General features: G+C 74.8%; 13 protein-coding genes. 4 read left to right on the top strand and 9 right to left on the bottom strand.

Going from position 1 to position 11,779, the window contains the following annotated elements; all coding sequences use genetic code 11:
* Positions 1-56 precede the first annotated feature (56 nt).
* From AB0C33_RS47755 to AB0C33_RS47745, 3 genes are all read right to left on the bottom strand, one after another.
* Complete coding sequence (locus AB0C33_RS47755) at positions 57-1,271, bottom strand: sigma-70 family RNA polymerase sigma factor (protein ID WP_358301366.1); 1,215 nt, start codon at positions 1,269-1,271, stop codon at positions 57-59.
* Positions 1,268-1,603: a YciI family protein gene (locus tag AB0C33_RS47750; protein WP_358301365.1), complete on the bottom strand. Its 336-nt coding sequence runs from the start codon at positions 1,601-1,603 to the stop codon at positions 1,268-1,270. Before AB0C33_RS47750 ends, AB0C33_RS47755 begins: the two co-directional genes overlap by 4 nt.
* A 99-nt stretch (positions 1,604-1,702) precedes the next feature.
* On the bottom strand, positions 1,703-2,131 hold the full coding sequence (locus AB0C33_RS47745) for an ATP-binding protein (RefSeq protein ID WP_358301363.1): 429 nt from the start codon (positions 2,129-2,131) through the stop codon (positions 1,703-1,705).
* Between the two features lie 188 nt (positions 2,132-2,319).
* Here AB0C33_RS47745 and AB0C33_RS47740 point away from each other — a divergent pair, with 188 nt between their 5' ends.
* The gene (locus AB0C33_RS47740; RefSeq protein ID WP_358301362.1) at positions 2,320-2,661 is read left to right on the top strand and encodes a hypothetical protein; all 342 of its coding nucleotides are present in this window, start codon (positions 2,320-2,322) and stop codon (positions 2,659-2,661) included.
* 68 nt (positions 2,662-2,729) lie between these two features.
* Here AB0C33_RS47740 and AB0C33_RS47735 read toward each other — a convergent pair whose 3' ends face one another.
* The 3 genes from AB0C33_RS47735 to AB0C33_RS47725 all read right to left on the bottom strand — a co-directional run bounded on the left by AB0C33_RS47735 (position 2,730) and on the right by AB0C33_RS47725 (position 4,179).
* Positions 2,730-3,047 (bottom strand): transcriptional regulator, encoded by a 318-nt coding sequence (locus AB0C33_RS47735; protein WP_358301360.1) that lies wholly within the window; start codon positions 3,045-3,047, stop codon positions 2,730-2,732.
* Positions 3,037-3,468: a hypothetical protein gene (locus AB0C33_RS47730; RefSeq protein WP_358301358.1), complete on the bottom strand. Its 432-nt coding sequence runs from the start codon at positions 3,466-3,468 to the stop codon at positions 3,037-3,039. The genes AB0C33_RS47735 and AB0C33_RS47730 overlap by 11 nt, the downstream gene beginning before the upstream one ends.
* 141 nt (positions 3,469-3,609) lie before the next feature.
* Complete coding sequence (locus tag AB0C33_RS47725; RefSeq protein WP_358301356.1) at positions 3,610-4,179, bottom strand: helix-turn-helix transcriptional regulator; 570 nt, start codon at positions 4,177-4,179, stop codon at positions 3,610-3,612.
* Between the two features lie 47 nt (positions 4,180-4,226).
* Between AB0C33_RS47725 and AB0C33_RS47720 the strand changes: the two genes are divergently transcribed.
* On the top strand, positions 4,227-5,048 hold the full coding sequence (locus AB0C33_RS47720) for a class I SAM-dependent methyltransferase (protein ID WP_358301354.1): 822 nt from the start codon (positions 4,227-4,229) through the stop codon (positions 5,046-5,048).
* Between the two features lie 48 nt (positions 5,049-5,096).
* Entirely contained in the window at positions 5,097-6,272 is a 1,176-nt protein-coding gene (locus AB0C33_RS47715; RefSeq protein ID WP_358301352.1) for an acyltransferase, read from the top strand.
* Positions 6,273-6,278: 6 nt separating this feature from the next.
* Here the strand turns inward: AB0C33_RS47715 and AB0C33_RS47710 are convergent, their stop codons facing one another.
* Positions 6,279-7,232, bottom strand: a complete 954-nt coding sequence (locus AB0C33_RS47710) for a zinc-binding dehydrogenase (protein WP_358301350.1) — start codon at positions 7,230-7,232, stop codon at positions 6,279-6,281.
* A gap of 78 nt (positions 7,233-7,310) precedes the next feature.
* Here AB0C33_RS47710 and AB0C33_RS47705 point away from each other — a divergent pair, with 78 nt between their 5' ends.
* Positions 7,311-7,904 (top strand): helix-turn-helix domain-containing protein, encoded by a 594-nt coding sequence (locus tag AB0C33_RS47705; RefSeq protein ID WP_358301347.1) that lies wholly within the window; start codon positions 7,311-7,313, stop codon positions 7,902-7,904.
* 30 nt (positions 7,905-7,934) lie between these two features.
* Here the strand turns inward: AB0C33_RS47705 and AB0C33_RS47700 are convergent, their stop codons facing one another.
* Together AB0C33_RS47700 and AB0C33_RS47695 are read right to left on the bottom strand one after the other, a co-directional pair.
* Positions 7,935-10,196, bottom strand: coding sequence for a SpoIIE family protein phosphatase (locus AB0C33_RS47700; protein ID WP_358301344.1), 2,262 nt, complete (start codon positions 10,194-10,196; stop codon positions 7,935-7,937).
* Between the two features lie 19 nt (positions 10,197-10,215).
* A partial coding sequence (locus tag AB0C33_RS47695) for a response regulator (RefSeq protein ID WP_358301341.1) occupies positions 10,216-11,779 on the bottom strand: 1,564 nt, incomplete at its 5' end.

Here is an 11,779-nt window from a genome sequence, read left to right as displayed (position 1 = left end):
CGGCACGCCCCGGCATCCCGCCGGCACGCTCCGGCGCCCCGCCGGCCGGTCTCCGCTCAGGCTCCCGTGCCGCGCGCGGTCTCGGTGGCGCGGGTGAGGAGGGCGCGGCGCTCCTGGTCGCTGTGGGCGACGGCGGCGGCCCGCCGGAACAGCGCCGCCGCGCGGGCCGGATCGCCGTCGCGGGCGGTGAGGTCGGCCTCGGCGGCGATGGCCAGCGGATGGCCGTCGAGCTCGGCGCGGGAGCGCTCCAGCAGCGCGAGCCCGGCCCGCGGCCCGTGGGCGTACCCGTGTGCGACGGCCCGGTTCAGCTCCACCACGGGCGTGGGGTGGAGCAGGGCCAGCTCGTCGTAGCAGCGGGCGATCCGCGACCAGTCGGTGCCGGGCAGCGAGGACGCCGTGGCGTGGCAGGCGGCGATGCGGGCCTGGAGCCCGTACGGGCCGCCGCCCTCGACCGCGGCCAGCAGGGCGAGCCCCTCGCCGATCGCGGCCCGGTCCCAGCGGGAGCGGTCCTGCCGGTCGAGGGGCACCAGGTCGCCGGCGGCGTCGCGGCGGGCGTCCCGGCGGGAGTGCTGCAGGAGGAACAGCGCCAGCAGCGCCGTCACCTCCTCCTGCTCCGGCATGAGCCGCCGCAGCAGCCGCGCCAGCCGGATCGCCTCCTCGGCGAACGCGGGCTCGCCGCCGGCGTCGTACCCCTGCGTGAACAGCAGATAGAGGACGGCCAGCACCCCGGGCAGCCGCTCGGCCAGCGCCGTCCCCTGCGGCACCCGGTACGGGATGCCCGCCTCGGCGATCTTCCGCTTCGCCCTGGTCAGCCGCCGGGTCATCGCCGACTCGGTGACGAGGAAGGCGCGGGCGAGGTCGGCCGTGGGCACGCCGCAGATCGTCCGCAACGTCAGCGCCACCCGCGACTCCAGGGCCAGCGCCGGATGGCAGCACGTGAAGACGAGCCGCAGCCGGTCGTCCACGACCTCCTCCTCCCGCCCGTCCCCGGGCCCGTCCTGGACGGTCAGGGCCAGCGCCGCCACCTCGGCCAGCTTGCGGCGCTCGATCGAGACGCGGCGCAGCGCGTCGATCGCGCGGTTGCGCGCCACCGTCATGAGCCAGCCGCCCGGGTTGGACGGCACGCCCTCCTCCGGCCACCGCCGCACGGCCAGCGCCAGCGCCTCCTGGGCGCAGTCCTCGGCGAGGGTCCAGTCGCCGGTGACCCGGATGAGGGCGGCGACGATCCGCGGGTACGCCTCCGCCGCCGCCTCCTCCAGGTGCCGTCTCACTGCTCGAAGTCGGCGAACGGCCGCAGCTCCAGCCGTCCGTGCCTGGCCATCGGGTGGCTGCGGGCGACCTCGACCGCCTCGTCGAGGTCGGCGCATTCGAGCAGGTCGAAGCCCACGATCACCTCTTTGGTCTCGGCGAACGGCCCGTCGGACAGGACCAGCTCGCCGCGGCGCACCCGCACGGTGGTCGCGGCCGACTCCGGCGCCAGCACCGCGCCGCGCACCCGCCGCCCGCGGGCGTCGTTCTCGGCCACCCACGCCTCGACGTCGGGCAGGTTCTCCTGGTCGGTGTCGGGCTCGGTGTCGGTGCAGACGAACATCATGTACTTCATCTCGTGCTCCTCGGTCGGACGGCGTCTCACCATGGTGACGAACGGGACCGACGGAACCGGACGTCGTCCGCCGAGATTTCTTTCGCGGAGAGAGAAGGGTCAGGCCGGCACGGCGCGGCGCGCGTCCAGGCGGCCGGCCTCGCGACGGGCCCGCAGGTCGAGGGTCAGCAGCGAGCCGAGCCCGGTCTGCTCCAGGACGACCTCGTCGCAGAGCTGCTGGATGACCCACAGGCCGTACCCGTGGGAGGCGGTCGGGTCGAGGCGGGCCGAGGCCAGGTGCTCGGGGGTGAGCCGGCCGGCGACGTCGAGGATCTCCACGACCACGCCGTCGGCGCCGCCGCGGGAGGTCACCATGCCCGTCCGGCCGCCGTGGTCCAGCACGTTGGTGACCGCCTCGTTGACCGCCACCACCAGGTCCTCCAGCCGGTCGGCGGGCAGCCCGCAGTGGCGGCCGTGGACGCGGATCAGGTCCCTGATGAGGGCAAGGTCAGTGCTGATGGGGCACTGGAGCTCGAACTGAAGGGTCATGATCGTCTCGCGTGGCGGGGTCGGATGGGGTGGCGGGCCAGTCTCCAGCTTTCCCGCCGACGGCCACTCAAACGTGTACCGCCGCCGTTCGCAAGTCGGCGGCATGAGGGGCGCAGGACCGGGTAGCGCCATGAGTGCAGAAACTTCCGGCACGCCCACGGTCCCCAGACGAACCCGGAGGCTGACGAATGCGGCATGGCGACGGCGACCAGAGCACGGGCATCGACCATCCCAAGGGGAGCGGCCAGATCGCGGGAAGCGGCGGGCTGGGCAGGGCCGCGCTGTGGCCGGCCTCGGTGCTGACCGCGGCGGTGACCGCCGACCTGCTGCGGCGCCGGTTCGCGCCGGCCCGGCTGCGGCTGGCGGAGGCCGCGAGCGAGCTGCTCGAACGTACGGGCGTGCGGCCGGCCAGGCCGCGCCTCACCGACCGGGAGCGGCTGGACCGCCAGTTGCTGACCTGGCGCCAGGCCCACCCGGAGACCCCGTGGCCCACCGGCCGCATGGGCCCGGCCGGGACCGGCGGCGGCTGACCGGGCTCCCGTCAAGAATCTGCGGGCGCCCAGAACAGCCGGGCCCCGTAGGTCTGCGCGAGCCCGGGTCAGGTGGGGTCGGCGGCGCTCCGGCGGGCCGTCTCGGCGATCGCCTGGAGCGCGTCGAGGTGCCCGGCCAGTGCGCGGCGGCCCTCCTGGGTCAGCGAGAGCCACGTGCGGGGGCGCTTGCCGACGTAACCCTTGCGCACGTGCACGTAACCGGCCTCCTGCAGGGCGGAGACGATCCGGCTGACGCTGGCGTCGGAGATCTCGGCGTAGTCGCGGACCGCGGCGAACTCCGCCTCCAGCGCGCCCGACAGGAACGCCATGACGGTCAGCCGGGTGGGATGCTGGATGACCTCGTCCAGCCGGGGGTCAGCGGGCATGGCCGTCCAGTGCCGTGACGGTCCACAGCGCCGCCCCGCCGAGCACGGCGGCGCACAGCGCGCCCACGCCCTGCCCGAACGGGATGGCGGCAAGCCAGCCCAGACCGTAGACGGTGGCGGGGCCGAGCTGGTTCATCAACCGGCGGGGGAGCGGGCCGCCCGGCATGGTGATGACCCCGCCGCGGCTGATCACCACCGCGTGCACGGCCAGGAAGGCCAGCAGAACCGCCATGCCCGCCACCAGCACCGCGCCGTGCTCCGGCCAGGGCCCGCTCACCAGCCCGACACCGACCGCGAACAGCAGCCCGCGCGCCGGGGCGAACCAGCCGGGGGCGACCGGCCGCGAACGGGCCGCCGCCCGCGCCGCCTCGGCCGCCTGCAACGCCTGACGGGCGGCGTGGGCGTCACCGTGATCGCGCATCGGACCTCCTCGGCAGACGTACTTTCACCGTAGCATCTACTTTTGCCTCGCAAAAGTACATCAGCCGGTTCCCCGACTGTCGGACGCCGGTATGTGCGAGGTTCGCACGGTGAGTGCGTCTGCGCCTGACGGCCGCCGCGTCTACGTCTGGCCCGCGTGCAGGTGGGAGCGCTCGCCGTCGTGGTCGAAGATGGTGAGCAGCTCCACGGGCCCGTCGTGGGCGCCGACGGCGTGCGGGGTCATGGTCGAGAACTCGGCGGCGTCGCCCGCCGGCACCAGGACGGTCCGCTCGCCCAGCAGCAGGCGGGCCGTCCCGGACAGGACGGTGAACCACTCGCGCCCGGGATGCGCCTGCGGTTCGAGCGGCCGGTCGGGGGTGATGCGCATCTTGGCCACCGTGACGCCGTGCAGCGAACGTTCCCGGGACAGCAGCCACACGGTCATCCCCGGGTGGTCGCAGGGCAGCGGCCGGATCACCACGTCGTCGTCCTCGGTGGACTCGACGAGCTGGTCGAGCGTCGTGCCGAGGGCCCGCGCGATGGGGACGAGCTGGTCGAGGGCGATCCGGCGGTGGCCGGTCTCGATGCGGCTCAGGTTGGACGGGCTCAGCCGGCACCGCGCGGCCAGGGCGTCGAGCGACCACCCCCGGGCCAGCCGCAGGCCGCGGATGCGCCGCCGGACCACGGCGTCCAGGTCGACTTCTTGCGTCATAGGCAAGAGTGTATGCCGCACGCGCAGGAGCCCCTTACGGTGAAGCCATGGAAGGACATCACCACCACGAACATCACCATGGCGACGAATCAGCCCTGGCGGACCTGCTCGACCTGGACGCCGAAGTGCTCGGGCCGTTCCTGGACGAGCTGACCGCCTGGGTCGGCGAGCAGGCCGACCGCACCCCGCGCACGGTCGCCGACCTGGGCGCCGGCACCGGAACCGGCACGCTGGCCCTGGCCCGGCGGTTCCCCGCCGCCGACATCGTCGCGGTCGACCGCTCGCCGCTCATGCTCGACCGCCTGCGCGCGGCGGCGCGCGGCCAGGGGCTGGGGGAGCGGGTGCGCCTGCTCCAGACCGACCTGGACGCGGCCCTGCCGCCGCTCGGCGCGCCGGACCTGGTGTGGGCGGCGGCGTCGCTGCACCACGTCGAGGACCCGGCGCGGCTGCTCCGCGAGGTGCACGCCGCGCTGCCCCCCGGCGGGCTGCTGGCGGTCGTCGAGATGGACGGCATGCCGCGCCTGCTGTCCGACGAGGCCGGGGCGGCGCTGGAGGCGCGCTGCCGGGAGGCGCTGGCGGGCAGCGGTCCTGACCCGTACCCGGACTGGGGGCCGGTCCTGGCGGCGGCCGGGTTCGAGGTGGCCGCGCGGCGCGACTTCCCGGTCGAGGTGCGTCCGGCGCCGCCGGGGGCCGTCCGCTACGCGCGGGCGGTGCTGAGCGGCTACCGGTCGCGGCTCGCCGGGCACCTGGCCGCCGACGACCTGGCCGCCCTCGACCGGCTGCTCTCCGCCGACTCGCCGGAGTCCCTCCGCCACCGCGAGCTCGTCGTGCGCGGCACCCGGACCGCCTGGGCGGCCCGCCGTCCCTGACCCCGGGGGAGCCCGGGTGTTGCCGGCGGGACCGATACGTTGGGATGCGTGACGACTGCTCCCTTTGGCACCCCCCAGGTCGTTCGTCCGGAGGCGTCCAGGCTCGCCTGGCTGGACGCCCTGCGCGGCATCGGCGCGCTCGCCGTCGTCGGCGAGCACCTGACCACCTGGGCCATGCCCTGGCTGCGCCCGACCTTCTTCAACCTGGGCGTGTACGGCGTCCTGGTGTTCTTCCTGGTCAGCGGCTACATCATCCCGTCGTCACTGGAACGCCACGGCGACGTGCGGGCCTTCTGGATCGGCCGCGCCTTCCGCCTCTACCCGCTCTACCTCGCCGTCATCGCCGTGGTCCTGGCCCTGTCCTGGTGGATCCCGGTACGCGCCGAGGTGCCCAGGGACGCCTCCTCGGCCGCGGCGCACGCCACGATGCTGCTGGACGTCGTCGGCGTCGCCGGGGTGATGAACACGATGTGGACGCTCTCCTACGAGATGGTCTTCTACCTGATGGTCACCGCCCTGTTCGTGACCGGCGTCCGGGACCGGCGCGGCCTGGTCGCCGTCGCGTTCGGGGTGACCGCGGTCGTGGCGGGCCTCGCGCTGAGCGCGGCGCCGCTGACCGGCGGCTGGCTGTCGTGGATGTCGTTCGCGGTGTTCGCCGCCGGGCTGGCCGGGGTCGTCTCCGGCCGGCTGCGCACCGTGGCGGCGTGCGCGCTCGGCGTCATGGCCCTGGCCCTGCTGCTGCTGAGCAGCCGCGTCCCGTGGTTCGGCGCGGCGATCCTCGCGGTCATGTTCACCGGCACGGCGATCCGCCGGTGGGAGAGCGGCCAGGGCTCCCTGTGGCCGGTGGCCCTGGCCGCCTCGCTGGTGACGGTCGCCCCCGTCTGGGCGCTCAGCGCCGGGTGGTGGTGGGTGCAGCCGGACGTGTGGGGCACGACCGTCGTCCTGGCCGGGCTCACGTTCGCGGCCGGTCTGGCCTGGCGGGCCCGCCGGGTGCCCGCCGTGCTCACCTGGCTCGGGCTGATGAGCTACTCCCTCTACCTGGTGCACCTGCCGGTGCTCCTCGTGGTGATGGAGGTGGCGGGGGAGATGCGCTGGTCGCCGCTGCCTCTGCAGATCGGCGTCAGCGTGCTCTTCCTGGCTCTCGTGCTGCCGGGCAGCCGGCTGACCTACCGTTTCCTCGAACGTCCGATGCAGCGGCTCGGCCGCCGCCTGACCGCCTCCTAGGAGCTCCTACCGGCGCGGGTCGAGCACGAGCTTGCCGGTCGTACGCCGTTCCCTGAGCTCCGCGTGCACCTGCCGCACCTCCGACATCGGACGGTCCCCGCCCACGACCACCCGCAGCTCGCCCGCGATCACCTGCGCCGCCATCTCCGCGTACGCCCCGGCCAGGACGGCGGGCCGCTGGAAGGCGTTGAGCAGCCAGAAACCGCTGACGGTGGCCGAGCGGGGCTGGAGCGCGCGCGGCGAGACCGGCTGCGGCTCCACCCCGCCCGCCATCCCGTAGAAGGCCAGCCGGCCGAACGGCGCCAGCGCCGCCAGGCTCTGGTCGGTGACCCGGCCGCCGGTCATCTCCAGGACCACGTCCACGGGCTCGCCGCCGTTGGCCGCGCGCAGCGCCGCGGTGAGGTCGTCGGCGGCCGGGTCGACGGCGGCGTCCGCGCCCAGCGACAGGGCGAGCTCCCGCTTGGCGGGCGTGCTCGCCGAGGCGATCACCCGGCCCGCGCCCGCCGCCTTGGCGAGCTGCACCGCCAGCGAGCCGACGCCGCCCGCCGCCGCGTGCACGACCACGCTCTCCCCGGCCTGGACCCGGCCGGTGTGGCGGACCAGCCACCACGCGGTCAGCCCCTGGGCCAGCAGGGCCACTGCCGCGACGTCGTCGAGCTCCTCGGGCACCGGGAAGGCGGACGCCTCCGGGATCGCGGCCTTCTCGGCGTACCCGCCGCGCTCCAGCATGGCGGCCAGGCGGCGGCCGTCGGCGGCCCTGCCGACCACCTCGCCGCCCGGGACGACCGGCAGCGTGGTCGCGGCCAGGTAGGCGTTCTCGCGCATCAGCGTGTCGGCGAAGTTCACGCCGCAGCGCGAGACGTCCACGACGACCTGGCCGGGGCCGGGCCGCGGCTCGTCCACCTCCCGCACCCGCACGACCTCGGGACCGCCGAACTCGGTGATCTGCACGGCTCGCATGGCAACTCCAATGGAATTCAGTTTCAAATGGTACTGAGTACCATAAGGGACGCCGTCCATGAGCGCTAGACTGGGCCCGTGACCGAGCCCTCCCTGCGCGCCCGCAAGCGACAGCGAGCCCGCGACGAGATCATCGAGGCCGCCTACCGGCTCTTCGCCGAGCGCGGCTACGACGAGGTGACGGTCGCCGACATCGCCGAGCGCGCCGAGGTGGGCCGCACCACGTTCTTCCGCTACTTCGGCGACAAGCAGGAGGTCGTCTTCGCGGGGGAGCACGACTGGCTCGACGGCCTGGCCGCCCACCACCGCGAGCTGCGCGGCGACCGCCCGCCCGGCCTGCCCGAGGCGCTCGCCCAGGTGCGCGAGCTCACCCTCGCCCTGTGCGCCATGGCCACCCTCGACCCCGGCCGCTACGTCCTGCGCGAACGGCTGATCGCCGATCATCCCGAGCTCGGCGACCGCACGGCGCGCAAGCAGCGCCGCTTCGCCGAGACGATGACCGAGGTCCTGCGCGAGCACGGCGCCACCCCCGAGACGGCGGCCCTGGCCCCGCAGCTCGCGCTGGCCTGCTACACCGCCGGCCGCGCCGTCGCCGGCGACGACCCGGCGGCGCTGGCCCCGAGCGTGGCCGCGGCCTTCGACCGGCTCGGCCTCCTCCCGCCCGCCGCCTGACCCGGCGCCCGGCCCCTTCGCACGCCCGGCTCAGCGCACGTGCACGCCGATCAGGCAGGTGTCGTCGTCGGTGTCGGAGTTGCAGTGGGTGAGCAGGTCGTCGAGCCGGTGGTCGAGGGTCGCGGCGGTCCGCGAGGCGACGGCCAGCAGCCGGTCCTGGGCGTGGCGCAGGTTGTGGTCGCGCCGCTCGATCAGGCCGTCGGTGTAGAGCAGCAGCGTGTCGTCGGCCTCCAGCTGCAGCCGGCCCTCCTCGTAGACGGCGTCGGCGAACGCGCCGAGCAGCGGCCCCTTGACCATCGGCAGCTCCGTGCCCTGGGCGCCGCGCAGCAGGATCGGCGGCAGGTGCCCGGCCCTGGCCCAGCGCAGGACGCGGGTGGCGGGGTCGTACAGGCCGCAGATCGCGGTCGCCGTCATGCGGTCGGCCAGGTGCCGGGCGACCAGGTTGAGCCAGCTCAGCAGCCGAGCCGGGCCCGCGCCGGTGGCGGCCAGGCCGCGCAGCGCGTTGCGCAGCACCACCATGCCCGTGGCGGCCTCGACGCCGTGCCCGGCCACGTCGCCCACCGACAGCAGGATGCACTCCGACGGCAGCACGACCGCGTCGTACCAGTCGCCGCCGACCAGGTCCTCCTTCTGCGCCGGACGGTAGCGGACCGAGATGCGCAGCCCGAAGGAGTCCATGCGGCCGTGCGCGGGCGGCATGATGGCGTGCTGGAGCTGGAGGGCCAGGCGGTTGCGGGCGGCGGACTGCCGTTCGGTGTGGGCCAGCCGGTCGCGGGTCACGGCCAGCGCGACCTCCGTCCAGTGCTGGGGCGAGACGTCCTGGTAGGCCCCCCGCAGCCCGGCCAGCCGGCCGTCGGGGGCGAACACCGGCTCGGCCACCACGCGCAGATGGCGGGCCACCCCGTCGGGACGTTCGAGCCGGAACGCCGTCGCGGCCGGCCGCCGGTGATGCAGCACCGTGCGCAGGAAGAGGCCCACGGCCACCTCGTCGTCGCGGTGCACGTGGTCGCGCAGGCGCTCCAGCGGGACCGGCCGGGCGTCCGGCGGCAGGCCGTACAGGGAGAACATCTGGGCGTTCCACATGATCTCGCCGGTGAGCGCGTTCTCCTCGAAGCCGCCGATCCGGCCCAGACGCTGGGCGTGCTCAAGCAGGCGGGCCTGGTCGTCATGGTCGCGCCGGACGAGCAGCACGCTCCCGCCGTGGCGGGTGATGCTCACCTCGGCCGTGGAGGCGGCGGTGAAGGGCATGTCGGCGGCGCGGAACGGCTCGCCGGTGGCGTGCACGTGCTCGATCCTGGCCAGCAGCTCCCCGGCCGCGAACGGGTACGCCTCCAGCAGCAGCCCGCCCGCCCGCACCGCCGACGACCCGTTGGCGTGGTGGACGCGGAAGTCGGCGATGTGCCCCTGCGGGTCGAGGTGCGGCACCAGGACGAGCGCCGGGTCGGACATGGAGTCGGCCAGGGCGGCCAGCTCGGCCAGGGCGGCGCCGGCGCGCGCGGGCGGCCCGGGGGAGTTCAGGGTCAGGGCGCACAGGTCGGCCAGCGCCTCGATCTGCCGTTCCATCCTGGGCGTGGGCTCGGGACAGTCGCCCGGCCAGCAGATCTCCAGGACGCCGAGCACCCGCCCGCCCAGCCGGGCCAGCGCGGTGACGCGGCCGCCGGTCAGCTGGTGGCGGCCGATCGAGGGCGGCCCCTGCGTGGTGTGCCACAGGGTGCGGCGTTCGATCAGCGTGCTGGTGGCCGGCGTGACCAGGCCCGGCGGGACCTGCCGCCAGAGCCCGGCCTCCTCGGCGCTGAAGCCCGCGTACCCGGCCAGCGTCAGCGACGTGTCCGGCCCGGCCGCCCACACCGCGACCGCCGTCGCGCCGATCGGCAGCAGGGCCGTCTCCAGCACGGCGTGGGCCGCCGCCTGCACGTCCGTGGCGCCGAGCGCGGCGCTCTCGGCCGTGCGCAGCCGCACCGCGGCCGCCGCGTGCCCGGCGGACGGCTCCGGACCGCCGTCGAGCCCGGTGGCGCCGGTCAGGGACGCGTCGGCGATGGGGTCGTCGGCGGCCCGGTTGACGACGTCGGCCGCCAGCTCGGCCAGCGGCCGCCCGGTCCTGGCCGCGAGCGTGGCGAGCTGGTCGGCGGCCTGCGCAGGGGCGCAGCGCAGGCGTTCGACCAGGATGCCCTTCGCCAGCTCGACCAGCGCGCGGTCGTCGGCGGCGCGGCGGACCTCGTGCAGCTCGGCGCGCAGGCGTTCGACGGTCGCGGCCAGCCTGGCCAGGCCCGTCTCCTCGGCTGAACTCCCCATTGCGCGACTCCTCACCGGGTCAGGCCGGATCCATCCAGTGCTGGATGCGTTCGATCAGCTGGTCGGCGTCGACCGGTTTGGTCACGTGGTCGCTGGCCCCGGCCGCCAGCGACTTCTCCTGGTCGCCCGGCATGGCCTTGGCCGTGACCGCGATGATCGGCAGGTCGGCGTAGCCGGGCATGCCGCGGATCGTCTCGATCGCCGTGTAGCCATCCATCTCGGGCATCATCACGTCCATCAGGATCAGGTCCGTCTCGGGGTGGGCCGTGAGGGTGTCGATGCCCTTGCGGCCGTTCTCGGCGTGCAGCACGTCGATGCCGTGGATCTCCAGCATGCTGGTCAGCGCGAACAGGTTGCGCGCGTCGTCGTCCACGACCAGGACCGTGCGCCCGGACAGCGTGTCGTCGATCTCCCGGCCCGACGCCGCCCCCACCGTCCGGGACCTGACCAGCGGCAGCACGTCGCCGGGCTGGTCGGCGGTCAGGTGCAGGGCGATGCGCTCGCGCAGCTCGTCGAGGCTGGACAGCAGCTCCAGCGGCCGGTCGCCGACGCGCGCCTCCCGCGACGGGCCGGAGCGCCAGTTGTCGTAGGCCAGCACCGGCACGCCGCGCAGCCGCGGGTCGCCGTCCATGGCCTCCAGCAGGCCGTGGGCGGCCCGGTCGGGCAGGTCGAGGTCGAGCACGACGCAGTGGCACGGCTCGGCGGCCAGCAGGTTCGCCGCCTCCTCCGCGCCCCTCGCCTCGACCACCTGGACGGTCCCGCCGAGCGGGTCGGGCGCCCCGGCCAGGCCGCTCACCACGCTCTCGGTCACCAGCGACAGGAGCCCGTGCGGGCGTTCCTCGATCACCAGCAGCCGCCGCGGCTGACCGGCCGCCGGCAGCGCGTGCCCTTCGGCGCCGGGCTGGGCGACCGGCAGGTACAAGGTGAACACGCTGCCCTGGCCCGGCGTGCTGCGGACGGTGATCGCACCGCCGAGCAGGTAGGCGATCTCGCGGCTGATGGACAGGCCGAGGCCGGTGCCGCCGTACTTGCGGCTGGTGGTGCCGTCGGCCTGCTGGAACGCGCCGAAGATGGCTTCGAGCTGCTGCTCGGGGATGCCGATGCCGGTGTCCATGACGCGCAGGGCGATGGCGGGGGCGTGCGGGCGCACCGCGGCGGGCAGCTCGCCGTGCGCGGCCGGTTCGATGCGCAGCTCGACGCCGCCGGTCTCGGTGAACTTGACCGCGTTCGACAGCAGGTTGCGCAGCACCTGACGCAGCCGCGAGTCGTCGGTGAGCAGGTCGGCGGGCACGCCCGGCCCGGTGGTGATCCGGAAGTCGAGGCTCTTCTGCGACGTCATCGGCCGGAACGTGGCCTCGACATAGTCCAGCAGCTGCCGCAACGGCACCCATTCGGGGTTGATGTCCATCTTGCCCGCCTCGACCTTGGACAGGTCGAGGATGTCGTTGATCAGCTGGAGCAGGTCCGAGCCCGCGGAATGGATGATCCCGGCGTACTCGACCTGCTTGGGCGTCAGGTTGCGCGTGTGGTTCTGGGCCAGCAGCTGGGCCAGGATGAGCAGCGAGTTGAGCGGGGTGCGCAGC

The sequence above is a fragment of the Nonomuraea sp. NPDC048881 genome (genome assembly GCF_040649795.1).
Classification (GTDB): Bacteria; Actinomycetota; Actinomycetes; order Streptosporangiales; family Streptosporangiaceae; genus Nonomuraea.
This window is presented reverse-complemented; position numbering and strand designations above follow the sequence as displayed.

Excerpts from the sequence above, each read along its gene's own strand:
- AB0C33_RS47740 (WP_358301362.1), top strand. The coding sequence starts at position 2,320 with ATGCGGCATGGCGACGGCGACCAGAGCACGGGCATCGACCATCCCAAG.
- AB0C33_RS47730 (WP_358301358.1), bottom strand. The coding sequence starts at position 3,468 with ATGCGCGATCACGGTGACGCCCACGCCGCCCGTCAGGCGTTGCAGGCG.
- AB0C33_RS47735 (WP_358301360.1), bottom strand. The coding sequence starts at position 3,047 with ATGCCCGCTGACCCCCGGCTGGACGAGGTCATCCAGCATCCCACCCGG.
- AB0C33_RS47710 (WP_358301350.1), bottom strand. The coding sequence starts at position 7,232 with ATGCGAGCCGTGCAGATCACCGAGTTCGGCGGTCCCGAGGTCGTGCGG.
- AB0C33_RS47700 (WP_358301344.1), bottom strand. The coding sequence starts at position 10,196 with ATGGGGAGTTCAGCCGAGGAGACGGGCCTGGCCAGGCTGGCCGCGACC.
- AB0C33_RS47750 (WP_358301365.1), bottom strand. The coding sequence starts at position 1,603 with ATGAAGTACATGATGTTCGTCTGCACCGACACCGAGCCCGACACCGAC.
- AB0C33_RS47725 (WP_358301356.1), bottom strand. The coding sequence starts at position 4,179 with ATGACGCAAGAAGTCGACCTGGACGCCGTGGTCCGGCGGCGCATCCGC.
- AB0C33_RS47720 (WP_358301354.1), top strand. The coding sequence starts at position 4,227 with ATGGAAGGACATCACCACCACGAACATCACCATGGCGACGAATCAGCC.
- AB0C33_RS47745 (WP_358301363.1), bottom strand. The coding sequence starts at position 2,131 with ATGACCCTTCAGTTCGAGCTCCAGTGCCCCATCAGCACTGACCTTGCC.